Here is a 26786-nt window from a genome sequence, read left to right on the forward strand (position 1 = left end):
GACGCGGTTTCCCGGGCCGTCGCTTCGGTGACCTCAGCGGGGGCAGGGGCGCAGTCCGGGGGCGGCGTCGCCGCCGTTCAGGCAGCCGCAGATCGGGGTGCGGGTCTTCAGCGTGACCTTGATCAGGGTGAGGCCGCGGTTGTCCGGTGCTTTGGGCGGGCCGTCGTCCTTGTGCGGGTCGTTGTCCTCGTGTGGGTCCCGGTGGAAGTCGATCTCGCCGGTGGCCGCCTCGCGGACGTGCAGGTGACGCAGTGCCAGCAGTACGGTGCCGGACGTCACGGAGCGGCTGCCGGTGACCCGGGGCGGTCCGGTGTCGGTGAGGCCGAGGCCCTTGAAGACGTCCTGCGCGGCCTGGCTCAGGGCGACGGTGGCGTCGTAGGTGAGGGCCATCTGGCCGTCCACCAGAAGGGGCTCATCGGGGCGGACATGCGGCGCGCCGATGCCGAGGAGGTTGCGGGCGAGGAGGAAGAAGCCGTTGGTCTGGTCGGCGTTGCCCGCGACCAGGAACGGCAGGTGGACGAAGGCGGTGTGGTAGATGACCGTGTTGTCGGGGATCGGCACCTCGTGCGGTCTGGTGCCGAACCGGGTCTTGGTCACGTCGTCGCCGGCGAGGAGGACGAGGCGGTGCCGGGTGCAGCCGCCCTGGACGAGGCCGTTCATCAGTCCGGGGAGGTCTTCGGAGCGTCCGGCGAAGTAGACGAGGGGCGCGGGGGCCTTCTCGCAGACCTTCTTGACCTCGCCGGCGATGTCGTCGGTGCCGGTGTAGTTGACCGGGTCGACGGCGCGGGGCTTGAGCGCGCGGGTGACGTCGTCGGCGATCTCGCTGCTGTAGGCGTCCCGGGACGGGCCGGGTTTGCGGTGGACGAGCATCAAGCGGGAGATCGGCCGGCCCTTCAGTTCGATGCGGACGGCGGCGCGGGTCGCGGCGGCCTCCTGGTAGTTGGTGGACGCGAGACCGTAGTAGTGGGGCAGGGCCGGGAGCTGGTCGGAGGAGTTGACGGTGTCGATGATCGGCAGCCCGGCGGCGATCAGCCGTTCGATCGCCGCCCGGGAATGCTCGGTGTTGCGGCCGAAACCGAAGACGCCGATGAGGCTGGGGTCGCGGCGGGCGAGGTCGAGGATGCGGTCGGCGGTCTCGGCGGAGAAGGCCATGTTCTGCCCGGTGTTGGCGGGCAGCAGGCGCAGCTTGAGGGGGTTGTTGACCTCGCCGGGGTGTTTGGAGCGGTTGTTGCGCATCTGGGCGAGGTAGGCGCCGGCGAGTTCCCGGATGCTGCTCACCGTGAGATCGCTCTGCCCCGGGCTGGCGGTGAACACGCCCGCGTAGACGACGGTGACGTACGGCTTGGGCGAGTCGATGACGGCCTTGTTCTCGTCCTCGATGCGGCGCTGCAGGTCGGCGAGGGTGAGGCGGGCGCCGGTGTTGCCGGGGGAGGAACCGCCGCTTCCTCCCTTCATGCACAGGAGAACCGTTAGGGTGCAAGGCATGGCGCGGTAGGTGAAGCGGGCGTTTCGGTACCGTTTCTATCCCACTCCCGGACAGGCGGCGGAACTCGCCCGCACGTTCGGGTGTGTGCGGCTGGTGTACAACCGGGCGTTGGAGGAACGCACCCGCGCCTGGTACGCCGAGCGGCGGCGGGTCTCCTATGTGGAGACCTCCGCGATGCTCACCGGGTGGAAGAAGACCGAAGAGCTGGCGTTTTTGGGCGAGGTGTCCAGCGTGCCGCTGCAGCAGGCGCTGCGGCACCTGCAGACCGCGTTCACCGGCTTCTTCGCCGGGCGCGCCAGGTACCCGCGGTTCAAGTCGCGCAAGAAGTCGCGCGCCTCGGCGGAGTACACCCGCTCGGCGTTCCGCTGGCAGGACGGGTGCCTGACGCTGGCCAAGATGTCCGAGCCGCTGGCGATCGTGTGGTCGCGGCCCCTGCCGCAGGGGGCGGTGCCGTCCACGGTGACCGTCAGCCGGGACGCGGCCGGGCGCTGGTTCGTCTCGATCCTGTGCACCGATGCCATCGCCCTGCTGGAGCCGGTGGAGCGGGCGGTGGGGGTGGACGCGGGGCTCACCTCGCTGGTCGCCCTGTCCACCGGGGAGAAGGTCGCCAACCCCCGGCACGAGCGCCGCGACCGCGAACGCCTGGCCAGGGCGCAGAAGGATTTGTCCCGCAAGGCCAAGGGCTCGGCGAACCGGGACAAGGCCAGGACGCGGGTGGCGCGGATCCATGCCCGGATCGCCGATCGGCGCCGGGACTTCCTGCACAAGCTGACCACTCGGCTCGTCCGTGAGAACCAAACGGTCGTGATCGAGGACCTGAACGTGCGCACCATGGTCAAGAATCACTCGCTGGCGCGTGCGATCTCAGACGCGGCGTGGCACCAGTTGCGGTCGATGCTGGAGTACAGGGCCGGCTGGTACGGCCGTGAACTCATCGTGGTCGACCGGTGGTTCCCCTCCACCAAGACGTGCGCAAAATGCGGAACCATCACCGACACGTTGTCCCTTGAGGTGAGGGAATGGGAGTGCGGCGGGTGCGGCGTCCGGCATGACCGGGACGTCAACGCCGCGAAGAACGTTCTGGCCGCCGGGCCGGCGGTATCGGCCTGTGGAGCCGACGTAAGACCCAAACGGCGCAGGCCCGGCGGGCGGACGGCGACGAAGCGGGAAACCCGATCGGCGACGGTCGGAATCCCCTGCCCCTAGGCAGGCGGAGGATGTCAACCAGTCGAACAGCGCGAGATCGCGCTCGGAGTCGGCGGGGCGGGGGTTGCCCACGGCTGGTCCTTCCCTGTCCAGGGACGGATCTCGGCTCTCGCTGCGAAAGCGTAAGGCCGTGGCGGCGGGGTGTCACGCCGTGGCAGGAGGGGCGCCCCCGTCGCGGCGTCCGGTTCCGGCCGTTCAGCTCTCGCCGGTGATGGTGTTGAGGCGCTCCACGGCGCCGGCGAAGTCGTCGACCATGTCGTAGACGACCTGGCGGGCGGGTTTGACGGTGTTCATGAGTCCGACGCACTGGCCGACGAAGTAGTTGGCGAGGGCGCGGGCGCCGGGGTTGCCGGACTCGGCCACCTTGGTGATCTGCCGCATGGCGCCCTCGGCCACGATCATCTGCAGCGGCATGCCGAGCGGGCCGGGGCTCGCGGGGCCCTCCCACTCGTCCGTCCAGGCGGAGCGGAGCTGGCGGGCGGGCTTGCCGGTGCGGGACCGGGACCGGATCGTGTCGCGGGAGGTGGCGGCGAGCATCTTCTCCTTCACCGCCGGGGACGTCTCCGCCTCCTCGGTGGTGAGCCACACCGAACCGCACCAGACGCCGGACGCGCCGAGGGCGAGCGCGGCGGCCATCTGGCGTCCGGTGGCGATGCCGCCCGCGGCGAGGACGGGCACCGGCGCGACCGTGTCGACGACCTCGGGGACGAGCACCATCGTGGAGATCTCGCCGGTGTGCCCGCCGGCCTCCCCGCCCTGCGCGACGATCAGGTCGGCGCCCGCGGCGACCTGGCGGCGGGCGTGCTCGGGCGTCCCGACCAGCGCGGCGACGGGGACGCCCGCCGCACGGGCCTTCTCCACCATGAGCGGGGGAGGGGTGCCGAGCGCGCTGGCGATGAGCCCGATGGGGTGGGCGAGTGACACGTCGATCAGCTCGGTCGCGCCCTCCTTGGTGACCTGGCCGCCGCCGCGTGCGTTGGCGCGCCTGGCCCTGTCGAAGTCGGGCAGCGGGACGTCGTACTTGGCGAACAGGCCGGTGAGGAACGTCCAGTGCTCGTCCGGGATCGCGGCGAGCATGGCGTCGAGGCCGCCGCCGCTCTCCGCCGCCTTGTCGATCTTGCCGGGGACGAGGACGTCCACGCCGTAGGGGCGGCCGTTCACATGGTCGTCGATCCAGTGCAGCTCCTCTTCGAGCCGGTCGGGGGTGTACGCGACGGCCCCGAGGACGCCGAGCCCGCCGGCATTGGTGACGGCGGCGACGACGTCGCGGCAGTGGCTGAAGGCGAACAGCGGGAACTCGATGCCGAACCGTGCGCAGACCTCGGTGTTCATGCCCCGACGCTAATGGACCGAATGCCATTCGGTCCAGTGGGTCGGGGGCGGAACAGGATGTAGGTCTCGCCCTCGTCCGGCCGCTCGAACGTCACGTGCAGCGGCAGGCCCTCGCGGAGGTCGCCGCGGGTCACCCCGTCCAGCCGGGCGTGCAGCCACGGCCCCTCGGCCAGCTCGACCAGGGCCAGGTACGCCGGGGGCTCCTCGGGCAGGACGGTCCAGGTCACCAGGGTCGCCTCGCCGCTCGCCTCCGCCCAGCCGGGGTCCTCCTCTCCGCAGCCGGGGCAGCCGGACGCGTCCGGCGCGAACCAGCGGTCGCACGCCTCGCACCGCCGGATGACGAGCCGCCCGGCGGCCGTGCCGTCGAAGAACGGGTCGGTGCGCCCGTCGCGGCGCAGAATCCCGATGTCCATGGCTAGGCCCCCTTCGGGTGCGGGCTGACGATCAGCGTGGAGTGGTGGTCGAGGATGCCGCCGTTCCCGCTGACGAGGATCACGTCGCGGGCCGGCACCTGCCGCTCGCCGCCGTCCCCGCGCGCCTGGATCACGGCCTCCGACAGCGGGGTCATGCCCCACATGTAGTACGCCGACAGCTGCCCGCCGCCGGTGTTGGTCGGCAGCGACCCGCCGGGACCGAGCGCGCCGGACGCGGCGAACGCGCCGCCCTCGCCCTTGGCGCAGAACCCGTAGTCCTCCAGCGACACCAGGACCGTGTAGGTGTAGCAGTCGTACAGCTCGCACACGTCCACATCGGACGGGGTGATCCCGGCCATCTTCATCGCCGTGGCCCCCGCGGAGGCGGCGCCGGTCGTCAGGCCGAAGTCGCTGCCGCGCTCCTTGCGGTGCCCGGGATGGCCCTGCCCCCATCCCCACAGGTGGACGGGCGGGCGGGCGAGGTCGCGGGCCCGGTCGTCGCCCGTCACGATGACGGCGATGGCGCCGTTGGAGACCAGGCAGCAGTCCAGCAGGTGCAGCGGCTCGGACACCCAGCGGGAGTTCTGGTGGTCGTCGAGGGTGATCGGGTCGCGCATCTCGGCGAGCGGGTTGCCGGCCGCCCACGCGCGGGTCGAGACGGCGATCGCGCCGAGCTGCTCGCTGGTCGTCCCGTAGCGGGCCATGTGCCGCTGGGCGGCGAGCGCGTAGAAGGAGGTGACGCTGCGCAGCCCGAGTGCCGCCGTCATCCCCGCGAATCCGTGCCATTCGCGGGCGCTGCGGTTGTAGGCCGCGCCCGCCGACTGCTTCGGCTTGCGCGGCGCGTCCGCGAACACGCAGGCCACGGTGGTCGCGGTCCCATTCAGCACCGACATGGCCGCGTACGACACCATCGCCCCGGCCGTGGCGCCGAACGCGTTGACCTGCGCCAGCAGCCGCAGGTCACCGAGCCCGAGCGTGCCCGCCAGTTCGATGCCGGGGGACCCGCTCACCCCATGGCTGACCAGCAGCCCGTCCAGGTCGCCGAGCGCCAGCCCCGCGTCGGCGGCGGCGAGCCGCACCGCGTCCGCGGCGAGCCGCCGCGGACTCCGCCCGTACACCCTGCCGAGCTCGGTCATGCCGAGCCCCACGATCGACGTGCCCCTCGAAGTGCGCATGGCCCCGCTCTCCTCGTCCGTAAGCGCTACGGTACAGAATGTCGTTCGGTGGAGGGCGGGCCGGGAGATCAGGAGCGGGTGCGGAAGGCGTTGCGGTAGGCCAGCGGGGACGTGCCGACCCGGCGGGCGAAGTGGGCGCGCAGCGTCACCGGCGAACCGAACCCGGCCTCGGCGGCGACCCGCTCGACCGGCAGGTCCGTGCTCTCCAGCAGTTCCTGCGCGCGGTGCACGCGGGCGCGTGCCAGCCACTGCCGCGGCGTCGTTCCCGCCTGGTCGCGGAACCGCCGGGTCAGCGTCCGGACGCTGACCGACGCGTGCCGCGCGATGTCGTCCAGCGTCAGGGGACGGTGCAGATTGGCCTCCAGCCAGGCCAGCGTCGGCTGGAGGGCCGTCTCGCCGTCCGGCGGCTCCTCGCGCCGGATGAACTGCGCCTGCCCGCCGTCCCGCTGCGGCGGCATGACGATCCGGCGGGCGGTGCGCGCGGCCGTCGCCGAGCCGTGGTCGCGCCGGACGAGATGCAGGCACAGGTCGATGCCGGCTGCGACCCCCGCCGAGGTGAGGATCTGCCCGCCGTCCACGTAGAGCACGGACGGATCGACCTCGACGTCCGGGAACCGGCGGGCCAGCGCCCTCGCGTAGCGCCAGTGCGTGGTGACGCGCCGTCCGTCCAGCAGCCCGGCCGCGGCGAGGACGAACGCGCCGACGCAGATCGACGCGATCCGGGCGCCGCGCGACGCCGCGTGGCGCAGGGCGTCCAGCACCTCGGCGGGCGGATCGGACCGGACGTCCTCGTGCCCCGGCACCACGACGGTGCCGGCCGTGGCCAGTGCGTCCAGCCCGAACGGGGTGTCCACCCGGATCCGGCCGAGCATGGCCGACGTCTCCGCGCCGCCGGGCGGCGTGCACACCCGCGTCTCGTACAGCGGGACGTTCCCGGCGGTGGTCGTCGAGCCGAACACCTGCCCCGGGACGGCCAGGTCGAACGCGACCACGCCGTCAAGCGCGAGTACGGCCACTACGTGCATGGCCAGAACGTAGCGCATATCGGCAGTCCGGACACTGTCGGAGACATCCGGCGGCATCGGACGATCAGGAGCGTTCGCAGCACCACGTCCGAGGAGCTTTCGTGTCCGACCATTTCGCCGAGTTCTCGATGCCCGACACCGACCTGACCCGCATGGCGTACGACCTGGTGTCCTCGATGGCGCCGGTGGCGCTCACCCACCACAGCGTCCGCACCTACCTGTTCGGCCGCGCCCTCGGCGAGGCGCGGGGCGCGCGTGCGGGCGCCGACTACGACGACGAGGTGTTCTTCCTGGCGAGCGTCCTGCACGACGTCGGCCTCACCGAACAGGGCGACCGGGGCGGGCGCTTCGAGGTGGACGGCGCCGACCTCGCCGCCGGGTTCGTGCGCGAGAACGGCCTGGACGACGAGCGGACCCGTGTCGTCTGGGAGGCGATCGCGCTGCACACCAGCAGCGGCATCGCGCACCGGATGCGTCCCGAGATCGCCCTCACCCACGCCGGAACCGCCGCCGACGTCACCGGGCTGGGCGCCGGCGCGCTCCCCGGCGACCTGGCGGGACGGGTGCACGCCGCGTTCCCCCGCGGTGAAGCCGGCCGCGGGCTCACCGAGATCATCGTCGACCAGATCGCCCGGAACCCGGCCAAGGCCCCGATGGGCACGTTCCCCGCCGAGATCGCCCGCCAGCACGGCGCCGGCGATCCCGTCCCCGGCTGGGCGGAGATCGTCGCAGCCGCCTGGCCCGGGGTGCGCTGAAACGAGAGTCGCCCGCGTCCCCGGGGCGACGGGGGCGCGGGCGACGCGCGGGATGGCCCGCGGTCTCGGGAGATCCTCGTCAGGATGCCAGCACGGCCTGCAGGAAGTCCCGGGTGCGCTGCTCCGAGGGCTCGCCGAAGATCTGGTCCGGCGGACCCTCCTCGACGATCTGGCCCTGGTCGAACATCAGGACCCGGTTGGAGATGTCCTTGGCGAAGCCCATCTCGTGGGTGACGCACAGCAGGGTCAGGTCGCTCTGCCGCGCGATGTCGCGCAGCAGGTCCTGGACGCCGACGACGAGTTCGGGGTCGAGCGCGGAGGTGACCTCGTCCAGCAGCAGCACCTTCGGCTGCATCGCGAGCGCCCGCGCGATCGCGACCCGCTGCTGCTGGCCGCCCGACAGTTGCGTCGGGTGCGCGTTCTCCTTGTCGGTGAGCCCCACCATGTCCAGCAGGCCGCGGGCGCGCTCGACCGCCTCGTCCTTCGAGAGGCCGAGCACCCGTACCGGGCCCTCGGTGAGGTTGTGCAGCACGTTCATGTTGGGGAACAGGTTGAACTGCTGGAACACCATGCCGACCTGCTTGCGCATCTCGTGCAGGTGCTTCTGGTCGGCCGGGACGCGTTTACCGCCGCGCTCCCTATGCCACAGCGTCTCGTCGCCGATCCAGATGAGGCCCCCGTCCAGTTTCTCCAGCGTCATCAGCAACCGCAGGATCGTGGTCTTACCCGACCCGCTCGGCCCGATGAGCGTCACGCGCTCGCCGGGCGCCACGGTGAAATCGAGTTCGCGCAGCACGACGTTGGAGCCGAACCGCTTGACGACCTTCTCGAAGCGGATTCCCGGCGCGGTGCCGCGCGGAAGCTCGGCCGCCTGCTCGCCCCCGGGAACCTCGCCCTTCTGCGTGGCGACGCCTTTCTCGGTGACGACGTTCGGCGCGGAGCCGGACCCGCCGTCCCCGGGCGCCGGGGCTTTCGGTGCGCCGGGTATTTCGGAAGGGGGGCGATCCCCCACTCCTCCCGGGCCGGCTTCGTCTGTATCAGATGGTGGCATAACGCCTCTCCAAGCGGCGGACGAGTATCGAAGATATGACGCTGACCACGACGAACAACAGCCCGACTATCGTGATGGGCTCCAGGAACTGCAGCGTCTTCGCGCCGACCTTGTACGCGGAGAACAGCAGCTCCGAGACGTTGATCGCCAGGAGCATCGGCGAGTCCTTGAACATCGCGATCAGGTAGTTGCCGAGCGTCGGGATCACCCGGCGGATCGCCTGCGGCAGGATCACGTCCAGCCACACCCGCGACTTCGGCAGGTTCAGCGCGGTGCACGCCTCCCACTGCCCCTTCGGGACGTCGGCGATCCCGGCCCGGTACACCTCGGCCGTGTAGGTCGAGTAGTGGAGGCCGAGCGTGATGATGCCCGCGGTGAGCGACCCGATCGTGATGCCCCAGGCGGGCAGGACGAAGAACACGAAGTACAGCTGCGGGATCAGCGGCGTGGACCGGATGAACTCGGTGATCCACCGGATCACCTGGTTGAAGATCCTGCTGGGGGTGCGGCGCAGCAGCGTCCACACCAGGCCGAGGACGACCGCGATCACATAGCCGGCCAGCGTCGCGATGACCGTGTAGCGCAGGCCGTCCAGCAGGTCGGGGAGGATCTCCCCCGAGTAGTGCCAGTCCCAGTTCATCAGCCGGTCACCCCCGTTCCGGGAGCGCCCGCCGCGACCGTCTCGAGGGACGGCTCACTGGGCAGCCGGCGGCCGAGCATGCGGTCCACCCGGCGTTCGGCGTAGCGGACGAACAGTTGCAGTACCTGCGCGATGATGAAGTACAGGACGAGGACGACCGAGAACGCCGCGACGGTCTGGCCGGTGCTGCCCTGGATGTTCTTCGACACGCGGGTCAGGTCGACGAGCCCGACCAGGGACACGATCGCCGTTCCCTTCATCAGCTCGATGAGCAGGTTGCCGAACGGGGGCAGCATCAGCGCGAACGCCTGCGGCAGCAGGACGCGCCGCATCCGCTGGAACGGGGTGAAGTTCAGCGCGACCGTCGCCTCGTACTGGGCCTTCGGGACGGCGTTGATCGAGCCGCGCACCACCTCGGCGCCGTAGGCGCCGACGTTCAGGCCGAGGGCCAGCACCGCCGCGGACAACGTGGTGAACCGCAGGCCGAGGAGCGGCAGCGCGTAGAAGAACCAGTACAGCAGCACCAGCGTGGCGTTGCCGCGGAAGAACTCCACGTACACCCGGTTCAGCACCCGTACCCACGCGTGGCGCGAGGTGCCCGCCATGCCGAAGAGCAGGGCGAGCACCAGCGCCAGCGCGCCGCCGAGCAGGGTGAGCCGGACCGTGACCCACGCGCCGTCCAGCCACTGCGGGTAGCTGTCGAGGACGTCGGACACGGGCGATCAGCCCTTGCAGAACTTGGCCGCGGTGTCGTCCGGGCCCGGCATGTCCGCCTGCGTGAACCCGAAGGGCTGCAGGATCGGCAGCAGCCCGTTCTGCTGCTTGAGCTTTTCGAGTTCGGTGTTCCATGCGCTCACCAGGTCCGAGTCGGCCTTGCGGAACGCGAACGCGCCGGCGCCGAGCTGCTCCTTGCCGTCGATGACCGGGACGAACGGCGCGGTGACCTCGAAGCCCTCGCCCTTGTGCTTGGACAGCAGGTCGGCGAGCGAGATGCGGGTCAGCCAGATGCAGTCGATGCGCCCGGCCTTGAGGCCCTCGAACGCGCTCGCCTGGTCGGCGAACGACTTGATGTCGCCCTTCTTCACGCCGGTCTTCTCGGCGTACCCGGCCTCGACCGCGCCGGTGAGGACACCGACCGTGACACCCTTCTTGGCCGGGTCCTCGGCGGTCGTCAAACCCTTCGGGTTGCCCGCCTTCACCATGAAGGCGCTCTTGGCGACGTATTCGGGGTTGGCGAACGCCGCCGACGCGCACCGCTCGGGCGTGATGAACATGCCGGCGGCGATCGCGTCGAACCGCTTGGCGTTCAGGCCGCCGATCAGGCCGCCGAAGTCGACCTGGACGCCCTTGATCTCATCGATGCCGAGGTTCTTGAAGATGGTGCGGGCCAGTTCGGGCGCCTCACCGGTCAGCTTGCCGGACTTGTCGGTGTAACCGTAGGGCGCCTCATTCGCGAAACCCACCGTGATGGAGCCCGCGTTCTTGGCCTTCTGCAGCGTGCCGCCGCCCGCCTGCTCCGCCTCCGGATCCGTCGTGGAGCAGCCCGCCGCGGCCAGCGGGGCCGCGGCGGACAGCAGCACGGCGGTGCGGAGGAAGTCTCTTCTCGAAGAGGTCATCGTTGAACTCCTGTGGGTGTGCCATCGCGCCCGCGGGGGCCATGCGCGGCCCCCGCGGGCGCGGGGCGAACGGTCGGGGTTATCGAATTGTTGCCGGCCGGTCAGCCGGCGACCGGCGTGAAATCACGCGCGCCGATGAACGTCGGCCGGGGCGCGGACGCCGAGAACGGCTCGACGCACGTGTTCTCCACGCTGTTGAACACGATGAACACGTTGGAGCGCGGGAACGGGGTGATGTTCCCATTTGAGCCGTGCATGCAGTTGCAGTCGAACATGGTCGCGGAGCCCGCCGGTCCCGTGAACAGCTCGATCCCGTGCTTGTCAGCCAGAATCGAGAGGCTGTTGGGATCGGGGGTGCCGATCTCTTGCCCCCGCAGAGACTCCTTATAGTGGTCGGCCGGGGTCTCTCCCACGCACGCCACGAAGGTCTTGTGCGAACCAGGCATAATCATTAGCCCGCCATTGTGCACGAAGTTCTCGGTGAGCGCGATGGATATGCTCACCGCGCGCATCCGCGGCATGCCGTCCTCGGCGTGCCAGGTCTCGAAGTCGGAGTGCCAGTAGAAGTCCTTGCCGGTGAACCCCGGCTTGTAGTTGACCCGGCTCTGGTGCACGTACACCTCCGAGCCGAGGATCTGCCGGGCCCGTCCGACGACGCGCGGGTCGCGGACGAGTTCGGCGAAGACCTCACTGATCTTGTGGACCTCGAAGATGGAGCGGACCTCGTCCGAGCCGCGCTCGGTGACCGTGCGCTCGTCGGCCAGGATCTCCGGGTCGGACGACAGCCGGCGCAGCTCGGCGCGGTAGTCCTCGACCTCCTCCGGCGCGAGCAGCTGGTCGACGGTCAGGAAGCCGCCGGCCTCGAACGAGTCGAGGGTGGCCTCGTCGATCGGCCCGTCCTGCGGCCCGCCGTACACGACCGGGTCCTGCCGGTACAGCAGCGCCGCCTCGACGGCCTTCCGGGTGGGGTAGGCGTCGTCGAGCGTCGGATGGGACTCGATGATGCTCATGCGTCCTCCTCGGTCAGCAGGGGGTAGACACCGTTCTCGTCATGGACCTCCCGGCCGGTGCAGGGCGGGTTGAAGACGCACACGGTCTTCACGTCCGTGTGCGCGCGCAAGGTGTGGTGCTCGTGGCCGTCCAGCAGGTACATCACGCCGGGCCGGATCTCGTGCTTCTCCCCGGTCTCGTCGTTGGTGAGCTCCCCGTGGCCCTCGATGCAGTAGACGGCCTCGATGTGGTTCGCGTACCACATCTTCGTCTCGGTCCCCGCGTACAGGATCGTCTCGTGCAGGGAGAAGCCGACGCCCTCCTTGGCCAGCACGAACCTGCGGCTGCACCAGGTCGGCGCCTGTACGTCGCGCTCCGAGCCGACGATCTCGTCAAGGGAACGAACGATCATGAATCTCCTCTTTCCAGGTGTACCGGCGGCGGCTCAGACGGTGACTTTCTCGCGGACGGCCTCGACCGAGTCCGCGATGATCTCAAGGCCGTGGGCCAGTTCGGCCTCGGTCGTGGTGAGCGGCGGCAGCAGCTTGACGACCTCTCCCTCGGGGCCGGACGTCTCCATCAGCAGGCCGCGGTCGAACGCCTCGGCGCACACCTTCGACGCCATCTCCGGGTCGTTCATCACCAGGCCCCAGGCGAGGCCGCGGCCCCGGATCGTGCTGATCGCGCCGGCGTGCGCGAGCGCGATCTCCTCCAGCGCCGCCTGGACCTGCTGGCCCTTGGAGAGCGTCTGCTTCTCCATGTCGTCGCCGGTCCAGTAGTGCTCCAGCGCGGCGACGGCGGTGACGAACGCGGGGTTGAAGCCGCGGAAGGTGCCGTTGTGCTCGCCCGGGTCCCACACGTCCAGCTCGCGCTTCATCAGCGTGACCGCGAACGGCAGCCCGTAGCCGCTGAGGGACTTGGACAGGCAGACGATGTCCGGGACGATCCCGGCCTCCTCGAAGCTGAAGAACCGCCCGGTGCGGCCGCAGCCCATCTGCACGTCGTCGACGATGAGCAGGATGTGGTGCCGGCGGCACAGGTCCTGCAGGTGGCGCAGCCACTCGGCGGTGGCGACGTTGATGCCGCCCTCGCCCTGCACGGTCTCCACGATGACGGCGGCGGGCTTGTCCAGGCCGCTGCCGCTGTCGTCCAGCATCGTCTCGAACAGCAGGAAGTCGGGCGTCCGGCCGTCGAGGTAGTTGTCGTAGGGCATCGCGACCCCGTGGCCGAGCGGGACGCCGGCGCCGGTGCGCTTCATCGAATTACCGGTCACCGCGAGCGCGCCGAGCGTCATCCCGTGAAAGGCGTTGGTGAAGCTGACGACGGTCTCCCGGCCGGTGTACTTGCGGGCGAGTTTCAGCGCCGCCTCGACCGAGTGGTTGCCCGCGGGGCCTGGGAACTGCACCTTGTAGTCGAGCTCCCGCGGACGCAGCACGTACTCCTTGAAGCGTTCCAGGAACTCGCGTTTGGCCGCGGTGTACATGTCCAGGCTGTGCACGATCGCGTCGCCGGCGAGGTAGTCCAGCAGCCGGCGTTTCAGCTGCGGGTTGTTGTGCCCGTAGTTGAGCGTCCCGGCACCGGCGAAGAAATCAAGATAGGTTTTACCGTTCTCGTCGGTCATGTGGCTGCCCCGCGCGGTGGTGAACACCGTGGGCCAGCCCCTGCAGTAGCCGCGGACTTCCGATTCCAGACTGGCGAAAACGTCCATGTCTGCCTCCAGACAGGTCGGGATGGAGCGGATGGGGGAGTGGGCGGGATCAGTTCGCGTCGGCGATCGGGCCGATCCTGAAGAGCACCTCGGGCTCGTGTCCCCCCTCGGGGAAGTGCTCCGCGCCGAACAGCGGGCTGCGGACGAGCTCGCACCCGCGGTCCCGGGCGAACGATTCGAACATCGCGGTGGAAGCGGTGTTGTCCGGCGTGACCGTGGCCTCCATGTACCGGTGCCCGCGGGGGGCGAGCCGGTCGGCGAGGTGGTCGAGCATGCGGCGGGCGAGGCCCTGGCCGCGGTGGTCGTGGTCGACGGCGACCTGCCACACGAAGAACGTGTCCGAACGACCGGGCCGGACGTAGCCGGTGATGAAACCGCACGCGCCGGCGGCATCGCGCGCCACCACGGACGTTTCCGCGAAATCGCGGCACCAAAGGGTGTAGCTGTACGGCGAGTTGACGTCCAGGACCTGTGAGTCCCGGGCGAGCCGCCACAGCCCTGGGCCATCGGTCAGGCTCGGCTCCTGGAGTTGCACTTCCGCGTTCGTCTCGTGCGTGTCGGGGCGTCGAGTCGGTGTTTCCAGGGATTGCGCTGCCATGTCCAGGCAACTTAGCGAATCGCGCGCCGTGATCGCAGAGGAATGTTATCTACGGGATGTTTAGTGGCGCGGTCAGCTGGGTAGGGTTAATTGCTTTGCTGAATTCGGTGCAATTTGAATGAGCCCCATGCGGGCGGCGATCCGCCTTTCCCGCTGATAAGCAGGAGGTACGGCCGGGTGCACCGGAGAGCCTGACAGGACGCTTCCTGAATGTCAGCTTAATGTTCCGGTGCCGGGGAAGGAGGGCTTTTGTGTATCGGTTGTGTGAGGTAAGTCACTCAGATTTGGTGTCAACGTGACCGGTGCGATGGGCGTCACGTCGCGTTGTGCGAGGTCGTCCGCTCGCGCGCGCTCCGGGGCGGATCGGAGCCGCGGACGAGCCGGCCGGGGCCCGGCGTTACCGCCGAACCCCGGCCACATTACGGCCGCACTGACGACCGTGTTGTGGTGCGACCGAATTATGAGGCTCTGCTTACTGGTTCTTTGCCGCGGCGAAGCGGTCGGTCGCCTCGATCAGGTGATGCAATATGCCCGGCTCGGTGAATGCGTGGCCCGCGTCGTCGACGATGTGGAACTCCGCCTCCGGCCACGCGCGGTGCAGATCCCACGCCGTCGCCGCCGGCGTGCAGACGTCATAGCGGCCCTGCACGATCACCGCCGGAATGTGGCGGATCTTGTCAACGTTCCTGAGTAGCTGGTCCTCCTCGAAGAACCCTTCGTTGATGAAGTAGTGATTCTCGATGCGGGCGAACGCCACCGCGTAGTCCGGGTCGGCGTACCCGGCCGCCAGTTCCGGGTCCGGCCGCAGTGTGATCGTCGACCCCTCCCAGGTCGACCACGCCTTCGCCGCCGCGATCCGTACGTCCCGGTCGGGGGAGTCGAGCCGCTCGCGGAACGCCGAGATGAGGTCCTCCCGCTCGTCCTCGGGGATCGGCTCGACGTACTTCTCCCACAGATCGGGGAACAGCAGCGAGGCGCCCTCCTGGTAGAACCAGTACAGCTCGAACGGCCGCATCATGAAGATGCCGCGCAGCACCAGTTCGGTCACCCGCTCCGGATGGGTCTGCGCGTACGCCAGCGACAGCGCGCTGCCCCAGCTCCCGCCGAACACCTGCCACCGCTCGATGCCCAGGTGCTCCCGCAGCCGCTCCATGTCGGCGACCAGATGCCAGGTGGTGTTCGCCTCCAGCGACACCCCCGGGTCCTTCGCGTGCGGCAGGCTGCGCCCGCAGTTGCGCTGGTCGAACAGGACGATCCGGTATGCGTCCGGGTCGAACTGCCGGCGGTGCGCCGGGCCGCATCCGGCGCCCGGCCCGCCGTGCACCATGACCACGGGCTTGCCGGCGGGGTTCCCGCAGACCTCCCAGTAGATCCGATTGCCGTCGCCGACGTCGAGCAGCCCGGATTCATGCGGCTCGATCGGCGGATACAGGGTGCGAAGCTCCATGAGGCGCGATTGTCCCACTTGTTCCGCCCCGCGCGCGGATGTGACCCATGGCACCGTGCGGCGCTCCTCATCGGCCGCCAACCGGCACCCTGCGTGCGAGAACACCGCACGAGAGAGAAGAAAGTAAACCCCAAACAGGGCAAACGCTCCGCTGGTCGGGACTAGAGTGCCTTCAGTGAGCGAAGCGAGGAGCCGCAGGGCCGGCGGAACGAGCGGTGTCACGCCGGTCACCGGGCTCCCGGCCGTGAGGCGAGGAGAACGGTGAGCGAGCTGAACGGATCGGGCGGCGACCGCGGCATCCCGGACGCGGCCCAGCCCTGGCCCGCGATGGGACGCGACCCGGGCCGCGCGCCCGAGGGTACTCTGCCGGCCGCCCAGCAGCCCATCCAGATGGCCAAACCGGGGCAGGGCGGGCACGGCCCGACAGGCGAGATGGTGCGCCCCGACGTCGAGCAGCCCGAGGCCCAGCCCTGGGACATCGTCGAGCGGCTCCGCCAGATGGCCGACCTCATCGGTGACGCGCTCGCCGCCGGGGAGCGCAAGGTCACCGAGGCGCAGACCGAGACCGCCGCACAGGTCGCGGCCATCCAGCAGGAGAAGGAGTCGGCGCAGCGCGACGCGGCCGCCGCCTGGGGTGAGGTGCAGCGCGCCCGCGGCCAGACCGAGCAGGCCGACCGGCGCGCCGTCGAGGCCGAGCGCCGCCTCACCGAGGCGCAGACCGAGACGGCCGCGCAGGTCGCGGCCATCCAGCAGGAGAAGGAGTCGGCGCAGCGCGACGCGGCCGCCGCCTGGGGTGAGGTGCAGCGTTCCCGCGGCCAGGCTGAGCAGGCCGAGCGCCGTGCGGTCGAGGCCGAACGGCAGGCCGCCGACGCCGAACGCCGCGCCACCGAGGTCCAGAACGACGCCGTCGCGCAGATCGGCGCGCTCCAGACCGAGAAGGAGAACGCGCAGCGCGACGCCGCCGCCGCCTGGAACCAGGCCCAGCAGGGACGCGTCCAGGCCGACCAGGCACGAGCCCAGGCCGACCAGGCACGGGCTCAAGCCGACCAGGCGCGCGCGCAGATGGAACAGTTGCAGGCCCAGGTCGAGCAGGCCGAGCGCCGGGTCGCCGAGGCCGAGGCCACCGTCCGCCAGGCGATCCAGCAGCGCGACGCCATGAGCGAGGCCCGTGACGACGCGCTGCGCGCCGTCGAGGACGCCGCCGGCGCCCGCCGCTCCGCCGAGGCCGATCGCGACCGCCTCGCCGAGCAGGCAGCGGAGCTGTCCCGCGCGCTGGAGACCGCGCACGGCGAGCTGGCGGCATTGCGCGCCAAGGTCACCGACGCCGAGATGACCGCGCAGAACCTCCAGCACGCCGTCGTCGCCGCCGGCAAGGAGGCCGACGACCAACGCCGCCGCGCCGAGGTCGCCGAACGCCGTGCCCAGGAGAACGAGCGCCGCGCGCAGGAGGCCGAGCGCCGCGCGCAGGACGCCGAGCGCCGCGCCCAGGAGGCGGTGGCCCGCGCCGACGTCGCCGAGGCCGAGCGCCAGCAGGCCCTGGACACCGCCGCCCAGTCCCTGGAGGCCGCCAAGAAGGCCGAACGGGAACGCGACGCCGGCGCCAAGGCCAGGGAGGCCGCCGAGCGGACCCGCGAGGCCGCCGTCCAGGCCCAGGCCCGCGCCGAGTCCGAGCTCACCCTCGCCCGCGGCCGCGCCGACCAGGCCGGCCGCGAACGCGACAATGCGGTGACCGGCATGCGGCAGATGGCCGCCGAACGCGACGCCATCGCCGAGAAGCTCGCCGAACGCGACCAGTGGGTCGACCAGCTCGCCCAGGCCGTCACCGAGCAGCGCGCCCAGATCGCCGAGCTCTCCCAGGAGCGCGACGCCGCCCGCCAGGCCGCCGACCAGGCCCGCTCCCTGATCGACGAGCTCACCCGCCAGCTCCGCACGATCATGCCCTCCGCCGCCACACCCCGCCTGTAGCGGCCGGCGGCGCCGTCTCGGACGTCCGCTGCCACCCTGGGCGCGGCGGCCTCGGCCGTCGCCGCGCCCACGCGGCGCCCCCGGCGCCGCGATCGGGCCCGGGGCCCGGGTCCGGGGACGAAACGGCGGTGAACCCGGCGCGGGACTGCCGGTGACGTCTCTTTAGGTCGGCGCACTTGTTATTCTGGTGGCCCGTGGACAGTGAGCCTCGTCCGCCTCGCAACGACCACGGGAGCATCTTCTTGCCTTCGGCAGCCACTGGTAGGGCGCGTCCTACCAAGCATCTCTTCGTCACCGGCGGTGTCGCCTCCAGCCTCGGCAAGGGGCTGACGGCGTCCAGCCTGGGACGGCTTCTCACCCTCCGCGGCCTCCGGGTCACCATGCAGAAGCTCGACCCCTACCTCAACGTCGACCCCGGCACGATGAACCCGTTCCAGCACGGAGAGGTGTTCGTCACCGACGACGGCGCCGAGACGGACCTGGACATCGGGCACTACGAGCGTTTCCTCGACACCGAGCTGCACGGATCCGCGAACGTCACCACCGGGCAGGTCTACTCCAACGTGATCGCCAAGGAGCGGCGCGGCGAGTACCTCGGCGACACCGTCCAGGTGATCCCGCACATCACCAACGAGATCAAGGACCGGATCCGGGCGATGGCGGTCGCCGGGGGGGCCGGGGGGTCCTCCCCCCGCAATGACTGGGCCGAGGACGGCGACGTCGACATCGTCATCACCGAGGTGGGCGGGACGGTCGGCGACATCGAGTCGCTGCCGTTCCTGGAGTCGGTCCGGCAGATCCGGCACGAGATCGGCCGGGAGAACTGCTTCTTCCTGCACGTGTCGCTGCTGCCCTACATCGGCCCGTCCGGGGAGCTGAAGACCAAGCCGACGCAGCACTCGGTCGCCGCGCTGCGCTCCATCGGCATCCAGCCCGACGCGATCGTGTGCCGGTCGGACCGGCCGATCACCGACGGGCTCAAGCACAAGATCAGCCTGATGTGCGACGTCGACCGCGAGGCCGTCGTGTCGGCGGTGGACGCCGCGTCCATCTACGACATCCCGAAGGTGCTGCACTCCGAAGGGCTGGACGCGTACGTGGTGCGGCGGCTCGACCTGCCGTTCCGCGACGTCGACTGGGGCGCCTGGGACGAGCTGCTGCGGCGCGTCCACAAGCCCGCCCGCGAGGTCACGATCGCGCTGGTCGGCAAGTACATCGACCTGCCGGACGCGTACCTGTCGGTCACCGAGGCGCTGCGGCACGGCGGGTTCGGCAACGACGCCAAGGTGCACATCCGCTGGGTGAAGAGCGACGACTGCGAGACGCCCGAGGGCGCCGAGCGGGAGCTGGACGGCGTGGACGGCGTCCTGGTCCCGGGCGGGTTCGGGGTGCGCGGCATCGAGGGCAAGCTCGGCGCCGTCCGGCACGCCCGGGAGAACCGGATCCCGCTGCTCGGCATCTGCCTCGGCCTGCAGTGCATGGTCATCGAGGCGGCGCGGACGCTCGCCGGGCTCGCCGACGCCGGCAGCGCCGAGTTCGACGCCACCACCGCGCATCCGGTCGTCGCGACGATGACCGACCAGCTCGACGTCGTCGCCGGCGAACGCGACATGGGCGGGACGATGCGGCTCGGCCTGTACCCCGCCGACCTGGCCGAGGGGTCGGTCGTGCGGGAGCTGTACGGGGAGGCGAAGGTCTCCGAGCGGCACCGGCACCGCTATGAGGTCAACAACGCCTACCGCGAGCAGTTGGAGCGGGCCGGGCTGCGGTTCTCCGGCCTGTCCCCGGACGGCCGGCTCGTCGAGTACGTCGAGCTGCCCCGCGAGGTGCATCCGTTCTTCGTCGGCACCCAGGCGCACCCGGAGTTCCGGTCCCGGCCGACGCGCCCGCACCCGCTGTTCACCGGCCTGATCGCCGCCGCCCTCGACTACGCCGAGGCCCGCGCGGGCGAGGGCGGGACGGTGACCGCGTCGTGAGCGGCGGCCTCGGCGTGGACGACGTCCGCGACCGTCCCGAACGCCGTCCCGTCGTGGAGTCGTCCCCGGTGTTCCGGGGACCGGTGTTCGGGGTCCGCCGCGACCGGGTCGAGCTGCCGAACGGCGACGGCACCGAGGTCGTCGGCCGGGACGTGGTCGAGCACATCGGCGCCGTCGGCGTCCTCGCCCTCGACGACCGCGACCGGGTGCTGCTGCTGCGCCAGTACCGGCACGCGGTGGGGCGGCTGCTGTGGGAGACGCCCGCCGGGCTGCGGGACGTGGACGGCGAGCCGCTGCACGAACTCGCCGCGCGGGAGTTGCTGGAGGAGGCCGGATACCGCGCCGAGCGCTGGGACACGCTGCTCGACGTGTTCCCCTCGCCCGGCATGACCGACGAACGCGTCCGGATCTTCCTGGCCCGCGGCCTCACCGAGGTGCCCGCCGACCAGATCGGCTTCGAGCGCGTCCACGAGGAGGCCGACATGCCGGTCGTGTGGGTGCCGCTGGACGACGCGGTCCGCAAGGTGCTGGCGGGCGAGCTGCACAACATGATCGCCTGTATGGGGGTGCTGGCGGTGCGGGCGGCGCGCGACTCCGGTTTCCGGGGCCTGCGGCCCGCCGACGCGCCCGAGGACTGAGCCGGATGAGATCCCCCTCCGGTCGCCGGAGGGGGCATGATGGGCGGGTCCCCGGAGTCCACGGCCGGAAGAGGTGGCGCACTGTCCCCGACCCCGTCCCCCCGGAGCACCGCGCAGGGCGCGGGTCCCGCGCTCGGCTCGGCGGTGCGCGCCTATCTGGGGCATCTGGCCGTCGAGCGGGGCCTGGCCGCCAACACGCTCAGCTCCTACCGGCGTGACCTGCGCCGCTACGTCGAGATGCAGGACGCGCGGGGCCGCGCGGCGATCGGCGAGATCACCGAGGACGACGTCCGCGCGTTCCTGATGGGGCTGCGGGAGGGCGACGACGACCATCCGCCGCTGTCGGCGGGTTCGGCGGCGCGCGCGCTCGTCGCCGTCCGGGGCCTGCACCGGTTCGCGCTGCGGGAGGGCCTGGCCGCCGGGGATCCCGCCCACGACGTCAAGCCGCCGGCGCCGCCGCGCCGGCTGCCGAAGGCGATCTCCCTGGCGGACGTGGAGCGGCTGCTCGCCGCGGCGGCCGGCCCGCCCGGCGATGCCGGCACCGCGCGCGGGCTCCGCGACCGCGCGCTGCTGGAACTGCTCTACGGGTCGGGGGCGCGCATCTCGGAGGCCGTCGGCCTGGACGTCGACGACCTCGACCTGCGGGACGGGTTCGCCCGCGTCGCGGGGAAGGGCGGCAAGGCCCGGGTGGTGCCGATCGGCGACTACGCCCGCGAGGCCGTGGACGCCTACCTGGTGCGGGCGCGGCCGGAACTCGCCGGGGCGGGACGGGGCGGCCCGGCGCTGTTCCTGAACGCGCGCGGCGGGCGGCTGTCGCGGCAGGGCGCCTGGATGGTGCTGCGCGCCGCCGCCGACCGGGCGCGGCTGTCGCAGGTGTCCCCGCACACGCTGCGGCATTCCTTCGCGACCCATCTGCTGGACGGCGGAGCCGACGTCCGCGTCGTCCAGGAACTGCTCGGGCACGCGTCCGTGACCACCACGCAGGTGTACACGCTGGTGACGGTCCAGTTGCTGCGCGAGGTCTACGCGACGTCGCATCCGCGCGCCCGGAGCGGCCCGCCGAGAGGCGCACCAGGGGACGAACCGGACGGACCGGCACACTGACAAATCGCGACGTTCGGCGCGCGTCGGCTTGTGGCCCGGGGACGGACGGCCCTAGAGTCCCCGTTCTGGATGGCATTTCCGGGCCGCCGGGGAGGGATCTGGTGACCAGCACCAACCGTGCGGATGGAGTCCTTTCCTCCGCCACCATAGAGACCGATCCGAGCCGGGCCCTCGGACCCACTCAGCGACCCGTTCCGGTGTTCCCGGAGCCGGAGCCGCCGGCCGAGCACGGGCCCGCGCGGATCGTGGCCGTCTGCAACCAGAAGGGCGGCGTGGGCAAGACCACCACGACGATCAATCTGGGCGCGGCGCTCGCCGAGTACGGCCGCCGGGTCCTGCTCGTCGACTTCGACCCCCAGGGCGCCCTGTCGGTCGGTCTCGGCAAAGGAGATCCGCGCCAGCTCGACGTGACGATCCACAACCTGCTGCTCGAACACGACACCGAGTGGGAGGACGTCGTCATCGAGACCGGTGTCGACGGGATGGACCTGCTGCCGAGCAACATCGACCTGTCCGGCGCGGAGGTCCAGCTCGTCCACGAGGTCGGGCGGGAGTACATCCTGCAGCAGGTGCTGAAGTCGGCCGTCCCGCACTACGACTGCATCCTCATCGACTGCCAGCCGTCGCTCGGCCTGCTGACGGTGAACGCGCTGGCGGCCAGCGAGGGCGTGCTGATCCCGCTGGAGTGCGAGTACTTCGCGATGCGCGGCGTCGCGCTGCTGATGGAGACCATCGACAAGGTGCAGGGCCGCATCAACCCGGACCTCGTCATCGACGGGGTCCTCGGCACCATGTACGACTCGCGGACGCTGCACACCCGTGAGGTTCTCGGCCGCATCGTCGAGGCGTTCGGCGACAAGGTCTTCCATACCGTCATCAACCGGACGGTGCGTTTCCCCGACGCGACCGTCGCCGGGGAGCCGATCACGTTCTTCGACCCCAGTTCGATGGGTGCGAACGCGTACCGGAGCCTTGCGCGGGAGGTCCTGGTGCGATGGGCCGACGATGCCGAATGAGCGCCGGGTGAGGTCGTCCGGCGGCTCCTGACCCCCCACGGAGCGCACCTATGGGGCACCCCCCGCCACTTCCGTACGATCCGCCGCCAGGCGTCCCTTCGCCCGCCCCCAGGCGGAGCGGGGGCGCGATGGTCGTCGTGCTGTTCGCCGCGTTCCTCACCGTCCTCCTCGTGATCGGCGGCGCCGTCGGCTACCTCGTCGTCACCGCCGCCGACGGCGACCCCGCGCCGCTCGTCTCGGTCGGCCCGGTCGAGCTGCGGGAACCGCTGACGTTCGCGCTGGTCGAGCAGGTCTCCGACCCGCCGTGCTCCGCCCCGGCGGTCACGGTCGCGGGGGCGTCCTCCTGCTACACGTTCGGCGCGGACCGGCTGACCGTGCGGAGACTGGAGAAGGTCGGGACGCTCGCGCCCGACCCTGCGACCGGCCGCACCGGCTGGAGCGTGTCGGTGACGCTGGCGCCGGCGGACAGGTCCGGGTTGGCCGCGCTGACCGGCAGGGCCGCCCAGGCGTCCGCTGACGGGCTGCCGAGCGGCCGGATGGGGATGCTCGTCGGCGGGACGCTCCTCTCCGAGCCTCCGCAGGTGATGAGCGCCATCCCGGGAGGTGCGATGGAGATCTACGGTGGGGCGGCCGGGTCCGGCACCCGCAGCGAGGCGGAGCTTCTCACCCGCCGGCTGACCGGGCGGTAGCGGCCGGACGCCCCCGTCACCGCTCGTGATCGTCCGTGGTGCGAGCACGCGCCGGGCATGGGACGATGGGGCCGGTGAGCACAGCGCGGGAGGAGTTCTCCGCTACCGTGAGCGATGTGGACGAGACGTCGCCGGAGCCGGAGCGGGAGGCCGAGGAGGAGCACGGGTTCCGCGTCCACCTGGACAACTTCGAGGGCCCGTTCGACCTGCTGCTCGGCCTGATCTCCAAGCACAAGCTCGACATCACCGAGGTGTCGCTGCACAAGGTCACCGACGACTTCATCGCGCACATCCGCTCCTACGGCAGGGAGTGGGACCTCGACCAGGCCAGCCACTTCCTGCTGGTCGCCGCGACGCTGCTCGACCTCAAGGCCGCGCGGCTGCTGCCGTCCGGCGAGGTCGACGACGAGGAGGACCTGGCGCTGCTGGAGGCCCGCGACCTGCTGTTCGCGCGGCTGCTGCAGTACCGCGCCTACAAGGAGGTCGCGCAGGTGCTCGCCGGCCGGATCGCGGAGGCGAGCCGCCGGTTCCCGCGCCTGGTGCCGATGGAGCCGAGATTCGCGAACCTGCTGCCGGAGGTGCTGCTCGGCCTCGGCCCGGACGAGTTCGCGCGGCTCGCCGCCAGGGCCCTCGCGCCGAAGGCGCCGCCCGCGGTGTCGGTCGAGCACATGTACCAGCCGAAGGCGAGCGTCAAGGAGCAGGCAGCGATCGTCGTGGAGCGGCTCCGCCGGCTGCGCCGCACGACGTTCCGCGTTCTCGCCTCCGACGCGGAGGGCGCCTTCGAGGTCGTCGCGCGGTTCCTGGCGCTGCTGGAGCTGTACCGGGAGCGGGCCGTCACGTTCGAGCAGGACGAGCCCCTCGGTGAGCTGCACGTGATCTGGACCGGCACCGACGAGGGCGACGTCGAGGTCGGCGACGACTACGAGGGGGCCCCGAAGAAGGACGAGGCCCAGACGAAGGACGAGGACGACGATGAGTGAGCAATCCGGCGCGGGTGTGCCGGAGCTTCCGGGGCTGCGCGCCTCGATCGAGGCGCTTCTGCTGGTGGCGGACGAGCCGATCACGGTGCTGACGCTCGCGCAGCTGCTGGAGCGTCCCCGTGCCGAGGTCGCCGGGGCGCTGCGGGAACTGGCCGCGGAATACACCGGGCAGGGCCGCGGGTTCGATCTCAGGGAGGTCGCCGGCGGATGGCGGTTCTACACCCGGGACGTGTGCGCCCCGGTCGTGGAGCGGTTCGTCACCGACGGGCAGCAGGCGCGGCTGACCCAGGCCGCGCTGGAGACGCTCGCCGTCGTCGCCTACCGGCAGCCGGTGAGCCGTGCCCGTGTGTCGGCGATCCGCGGCGTCAACAGCGACGGCGTCATGCGGACGCTGACGCTGCGCGGCCTGATCGAGGACGCCGGGCAGGACCCGGAGTCGCAGGCGCACCTGTACCGGACGACGGGGTACTTCCTGGAACGGCTCGGTCTGCGCGATCTCGACGAGCTGCCGGAGCTCGCCCCCTATCTTCCCGATGACCTGCCAGAAGACATAGTTGAGGATTCGTGAGCGACAACGAGGGCGTGCGGCTGCAGAAGGTTCTGGCCGAGGCCGGGGTCGGCAGCCGCCGCCACTGCGAGGAGCTGATCGGCGAGGGCCGCGTCACCGTCAACGGGAAGAAGGTGTTCCGGTTCGGCGAGCGCGTCGACCCGCGGACCGCCGTCATCCACGTGGACGGCAAGCGCGTCGAGACCCGCGCCGAGATGCGGTACTACGCGATCAACAAGCCGCGCGGGGTGGTGTCCACGATGTCGGACGAGCGGGGCCGCAAGTCCCTCGCCGACTATGTGGAGGTGCCCGAGCGGCTGTTCCACGTCGGCCGGCTCGACACCGACACCGAGGGCCTGATCCTGCTCACCAACGACGGGGAGCTGTCGCACCGGCTGACCCACCCGTCCTACGGGGTGTCCAAGACGTACCTGGCGGAGATCCACGGCCCGGTTCCGCGTGACCTCGGCAGGCGGCTGAAGGCCGGGGTGGTGCTGGACGACGGGCCCGCCAAGGCCGACGGGTTCCGCATCTTCGACCAGGTCGGCCGCCGCGTCCTGGTGGAGATCACGCTGCACGAGGGACGCAAGCACATCGTGCGGCGGCTGCTGAAGGAGGCCGGGTTCCCCGTCCAGCAGCTGGCCCGCATAGAGTTCGGGCCGATCAGGCTGGGGTCGCTGAAACCGGGCACGATGCGGGCGCTGACCGTGCGGGAGGTCGGCGAGCTGTACAAGGCCGTGGGGCTGTAGCGGCACCGGAGACGAGGAGGAGACGACTGTGGCGGTACGCGCGGTCCGCGGGGCGACGCAGATCGACGCCGATGACCGGGACCAGATCCTGGAGGCGACGACGGAGCTGGTCTCGGAGGTGATGGCCCGCAACGGGCTGAGCACCGACGACGTGATCAGCGTCATCTTCACGGTGACACCGGACCTGACGGCGGAGTTCCCGGCGCTCGCCGCCCGCAAGCTCGGCTTCCACGAGGTGCCGCTGCTGTGCGCGACCGAGATCGGGGTTCCCGGTTCGCTGCCGCGGGTGATCCGGCTGATGGCGCACATCGAGACGGACCGCCCCCGCTCGGACGTCCAGCACGTGTACCTGCGCGGCGCCACGGCGCTGCGGCTCGACATCGCGCAGTAGCGCCCTCGCGGAGCGAGGCAGGGTGCGGGGCGCGGTGGCGCCCGGGCGGAGCGAGGCAGGGCATGGGGCGCAGTAGGGTTGCGGCGTGAGTGAGGACGTGGTGGCGCGGCGCATCGTCGTGGTCGGGACGGGGCTGATCGGCACGTCGATCGCCCTGGCCATGCGGGAGCGCGGCGCCGAGGTGCTGCTGACCGACCGGGACACGGCGGCGCTGGGCCTTGCCGTGGAGCTGGGCGCCGGTGAGGCGCTGCCGGACGGGGCGCACGAGGAGCCCGCCGACCTGGCGGTGCTGGCGGTGCCGCCCGCGGCGGTGGCGGTGACGCTGCTGGACGCGCAGAAGCGCGGCCTCGCGACCGCCTACACCGACGTGGCGAGCGTGAAGGCGCTGCCGCTGGCGCAGGCCGCCGAGCTGGGCTGCGACCTGACGACGTTCGTGGCGGGCCATCCGCTGGCCGGAAGCGAGCGGTCGGGGCCGGGCGCCGCGCGCGCCGACCTGTTCCTCGGCCGCCCGTGGGCGCTGTGCGCGCCCCCGGAGGCGACGCCGGAGACGGTCCGGATCGTCACGGGGCTGGTGCGGGCGTGCGGGGCGATGCCGGTCGAGGTGGACGCCGCCGAGCACGACCGGGCCGTGGCGCTGGTGTCGCACGCCCCGCACGTGGTGTCGGCCGCGGTCGCGGCCCGGCTGACCGGCGCGGACGATGTGGCGCTGGGCCTGGCCGGGCAGGGCGTCCGGGACGTGACGCGGATCGCGGCGAGCGACCCGCGGCTGTGGATCGGCATCCTGTCGGCGAACTCCGCGCCGGTCGCGGACGTCCTGGAGGCCGTCGCCACCGATCTGGCGGTGGCCTCCTCGCTGCTGCGCGACGGCAGCGAGGAGGCCGCCGCGCACGTCGCGGACCTGCTGCTGCGCGGGAACGCGGGCCGGTCCCGCATCCCCGGCAAGCACGGCGGCCGCCAGCCCGCCTACGCGACCGTCCAGGTGGTCATCCCGGACCGTCCGGGCGAGCTGGCGATGATCTTCCAGGCGGCGGGGATCGCGCAGGTCAACATCGAGGATGTGACGATCGAGCATTCGCCGGGCCGCCCGGTGGGGGTGCTGGAGCTGTCGGTGGTGCCGGAGGCCGCCGAACGGCTCGCCGCCGAGCTGCGCGCCCGCGGCTGGTCGGTCCCCGGCTAGTCTGCGGGACCGGTAGCCTGGTTCGCCGGGGCTTGTCCGGGGGGATTCCTGCGCCGGTGCGGCGACGAGCGCCGCCCGCTTCGCCCGCCCTTCGCAGGCGGGCGCTCCAACG

At 71.4% G+C, this 26786-nt stretch carries 27 protein-coding genes; 13 read left to right on the forward strand and 14 right to left on the reverse strand.

Translation table 11 applies throughout. From position 1 onward, the window contains the following. Positions 1-33 precede the first annotated feature (33 nt). Positions 34-1455: a hypothetical protein gene (locus ACQP1N_RS13795; protein ID WP_433231652.1), complete on the reverse strand. Its 1422-nt coding sequence runs from the start codon at positions 1453-1455 to the stop codon at positions 34-36. 40 nt (positions 1456-1495) lie between these two features. Here ACQP1N_RS13795 and ACQP1N_RS13800 point away from each other — a divergent pair, with 40 nt between their 5' ends. Continuing rightward, the gene (locus tag ACQP1N_RS13800) at positions 1496-2692 is read left to right on the forward strand and encodes an RNA-guided endonuclease InsQ/TnpB family protein (protein WP_433231654.1); all 1197 of its coding nucleotides are present in this window, start codon (positions 1496-1498) and stop codon (positions 2690-2692) included. Positions 2693-2887: 195 nt separating this feature from the next. On the opposite strand, the gene ACQP1N_RS13805 is transcribed toward ACQP1N_RS13800, so the two are convergent. From ACQP1N_RS13805 to ACQP1N_RS13820, 4 genes are all read right to left on the reverse strand, one after another. Further along, a complete protein-coding gene (locus ACQP1N_RS13805) occupies positions 2888-4024 on the reverse strand; it encodes an NAD(P)H-dependent flavin oxidoreductase (protein WP_433231656.1) in 1137 nt (378 codons plus the stop codon). Continuing rightward, the gene (locus ACQP1N_RS13810) at positions 4021-4437 is read right to left on the reverse strand and encodes a Zn-ribbon domain-containing OB-fold protein (RefSeq protein WP_433231658.1); all 417 of its coding nucleotides are present in this window, start codon (positions 4435-4437) and stop codon (positions 4021-4023) included. The genes ACQP1N_RS13805 and ACQP1N_RS13810 overlap by 4 nt, the downstream gene beginning before the upstream one ends. Positions 4438-4439: 2 nt before the next feature. Further along, positions 4440-5612: a thiolase family protein gene (locus ACQP1N_RS13815; RefSeq protein ID WP_433231661.1), complete on the reverse strand. Its 1173-nt coding sequence runs from the start codon at positions 5610-5612 to the stop codon at positions 4440-4442. 68 nt (positions 5613-5680) lie between these two features. Beyond that, positions 5681-6637: a GlxA family transcriptional regulator gene (locus ACQP1N_RS13820; RefSeq protein ID WP_433231664.1), complete on the reverse strand. Its 957-nt coding sequence runs from the start codon at positions 6635-6637 to the stop codon at positions 5681-5683. A 101-nt stretch (positions 6638-6738) separates the two neighbouring features. Here ACQP1N_RS13820 and ACQP1N_RS13825 point away from each other — a divergent pair, with 101 nt between their 5' ends. Further along, positions 6739-7392 (forward strand): HD domain-containing protein, encoded by a 654-nt coding sequence (locus tag ACQP1N_RS13825; protein ID WP_067794060.1) that lies wholly within the window; start codon positions 6739-6741, stop codon positions 7390-7392. 79 nt (positions 7393-7471) lie between these two features. Here the strand turns inward: ACQP1N_RS13825 and ehuA are convergent, their stop codons facing one another. The 9 genes from ehuA to pip all read right to left on the reverse strand — a co-directional run bounded on the left by ehuA (position 7472) and on the right by pip (position 15442). Continuing rightward, a complete protein-coding gene (gene ehuA / locus ACQP1N_RS13830; RefSeq protein WP_067794093.1) occupies positions 7472-8230 on the reverse strand; it encodes an ectoine/hydroxyectoine ABC transporter ATP-binding protein EhuA in 759 nt (252 codons plus the stop codon). Between the two features lie 199 nt (positions 8231-8429). After that, on the reverse strand, positions 8430-9083 hold the full coding sequence (gene ehuD, locus ACQP1N_RS13835; protein WP_067794061.1) for an ectoine/hydroxyectoine ABC transporter permease subunit EhuD: 654 nt from the start codon (positions 9081-9083) through the stop codon (positions 8430-8432). Then, complete coding sequence (gene ehuC / locus ACQP1N_RS13840; RefSeq protein ID WP_067794062.1) at positions 9083-9799, reverse strand: ectoine/hydroxyectoine ABC transporter permease subunit EhuC; 717 nt, start codon at positions 9797-9799, stop codon at positions 9083-9085. The genes ehuD and ehuC overlap by 1 nt, the downstream gene beginning before the upstream one ends. A 6-nt stretch (positions 9800-9805) precedes the next feature. Continuing rightward, on the reverse strand, positions 9806-10699 hold the full coding sequence (ehuB, locus tag ACQP1N_RS13845) for an ectoine/hydroxyectoine ABC transporter substrate-binding protein EhuB (protein ID WP_067794063.1): 894 nt from the start codon (positions 10697-10699) through the stop codon (positions 9806-9808). A 101-nt stretch (positions 10700-10800) separates the two neighbouring features. Then, the gene (gene thpD / locus ACQP1N_RS13850; protein WP_067794064.1) at positions 10801-11709 is read right to left on the reverse strand and encodes an ectoine hydroxylase; all 909 of its coding nucleotides are present in this window, start codon (positions 11707-11709) and stop codon (positions 10801-10803) included. After that, positions 11706-12101: an ectoine synthase gene (locus tag ACQP1N_RS13855; protein ID WP_067794065.1), complete on the reverse strand. Its 396-nt coding sequence runs from the start codon at positions 12099-12101 to the stop codon at positions 11706-11708. Before ACQP1N_RS13855 ends, thpD begins: the two co-directional genes overlap by 4 nt. A 33-nt stretch (positions 12102-12134) precedes the next feature. Next, a complete protein-coding gene (ectB, locus tag ACQP1N_RS13860; RefSeq protein WP_433231670.1) occupies positions 12135-13397 on the reverse strand; it encodes a diaminobutyrate--2-oxoglutarate transaminase in 1263 nt (420 codons plus the stop codon). A gap of 49 nt (positions 13398-13446) precedes the next feature. Beyond that, positions 13447-13893: a diaminobutyrate acetyltransferase gene (ectA, locus tag ACQP1N_RS13865; protein WP_242608689.1), complete on the reverse strand. Its 447-nt coding sequence runs from the start codon at positions 13891-13893 to the stop codon at positions 13447-13449. A 574-nt stretch (positions 13894-14467) separates the two neighbouring features. Continuing rightward, complete coding sequence (gene pip, locus ACQP1N_RS13870) at positions 14468-15442, reverse strand: prolyl aminopeptidase (protein ID WP_067794068.1); 975 nt, start codon at positions 15440-15442, stop codon at positions 14468-14470. Between the two features lie 261 nt (positions 15443-15703). On the opposite strand from pip, the gene ACQP1N_RS13875 reads away from it, so the two are divergent. The 11 genes from ACQP1N_RS13875 (at position 15704) to ACQP1N_RS13925 (ending at position 26674) form a co-directional block, all read left to right on the forward strand. After that, a complete protein-coding gene (locus ACQP1N_RS13875) occupies positions 15704-17407 on the forward strand; it encodes a hypothetical protein (RefSeq protein ID WP_433231673.1) in 1704 nt (567 codons plus the stop codon). A gap of 242 nt (positions 17408-17649) precedes the next feature. Further along, positions 17650-19383, forward strand: coding sequence for a CTP synthase (locus ACQP1N_RS13880; protein WP_067794070.1), 1734 nt, complete (start codon positions 17650-17652; stop codon positions 19381-19383). Then, positions 19380-20021 (forward strand): NUDIX domain-containing protein, encoded by a 642-nt coding sequence (locus tag ACQP1N_RS13885; RefSeq protein ID WP_433231676.1) that lies wholly within the window; start codon positions 19380-19382, stop codon positions 20019-20021. The genes ACQP1N_RS13880 and ACQP1N_RS13885 overlap by 4 nt, the downstream gene beginning before the upstream one ends. 36 nt (positions 20022-20057) lie before the next feature. Further along, the gene (locus ACQP1N_RS13890; protein WP_242608684.1) at positions 20058-21125 is read left to right on the forward strand and encodes a site-specific tyrosine recombinase XerD; all 1068 of its coding nucleotides are present in this window, start codon (positions 20058-20060) and stop codon (positions 21123-21125) included. A 146-nt stretch (positions 21126-21271) separates the two neighbouring features. Then, the gene (locus tag ACQP1N_RS13895; protein WP_242608688.1) at positions 21272-22141 is read left to right on the forward strand and encodes a ParA family protein; all 870 of its coding nucleotides are present in this window, start codon (positions 21272-21274) and stop codon (positions 22139-22141) included. Between the two features lie 128 nt (positions 22142-22269). Next, entirely contained in the window at positions 22270-22830 is a 561-nt protein-coding gene (locus tag ACQP1N_RS13900; RefSeq protein ID WP_067794073.1) for a hypothetical protein, read from the forward strand. A gap of 116 nt (positions 22831-22946) precedes the next feature. After that, complete coding sequence (locus ACQP1N_RS13905; protein ID WP_433232702.1) at positions 22947-23810, forward strand: segregation and condensation protein A; 864 nt, start codon at positions 22947-22949, stop codon at positions 23808-23810. Next, positions 23803-24378, forward strand: coding sequence for an SMC-Scp complex subunit ScpB (scpB, locus tag ACQP1N_RS13910; protein ID WP_433231680.1), 576 nt, complete (start codon positions 23803-23805; stop codon positions 24376-24378). The genes ACQP1N_RS13905 and scpB overlap by 8 nt, the downstream gene beginning before the upstream one ends. Next, a complete protein-coding gene (locus ACQP1N_RS13915) occupies positions 24375-25106 on the forward strand; it encodes a pseudouridine synthase (protein ID WP_067794075.1) in 732 nt (243 codons plus the stop codon). The genes scpB and ACQP1N_RS13915 overlap by 4 nt, the downstream gene beginning before the upstream one ends. Before the next feature lie 28 nt (positions 25107-25134). Then, complete coding sequence (gene aroH / locus ACQP1N_RS13920) at positions 25135-25497, forward strand: chorismate mutase (RefSeq protein ID WP_067794076.1); 363 nt, start codon at positions 25135-25137, stop codon at positions 25495-25497. Positions 25498-25657: 160 nt separating this feature from the next. Then, positions 25658-26674: a prephenate dehydrogenase gene (locus tag ACQP1N_RS13925; protein ID WP_067794096.1), complete on the forward strand. Its 1017-nt coding sequence runs from the start codon at positions 25658-25660 to the stop codon at positions 26672-26674. The last annotated feature ends 112 nt before the right edge of the window (positions 26675-26786 follow it).

The organism is Actinomadura formosensis (assembly GCF_050948385.1).
GTDB lineage: Bacteria > Actinomycetota > Actinomycetes > Streptosporangiales > Streptosporangiaceae > Spirillospora > Spirillospora formosensis.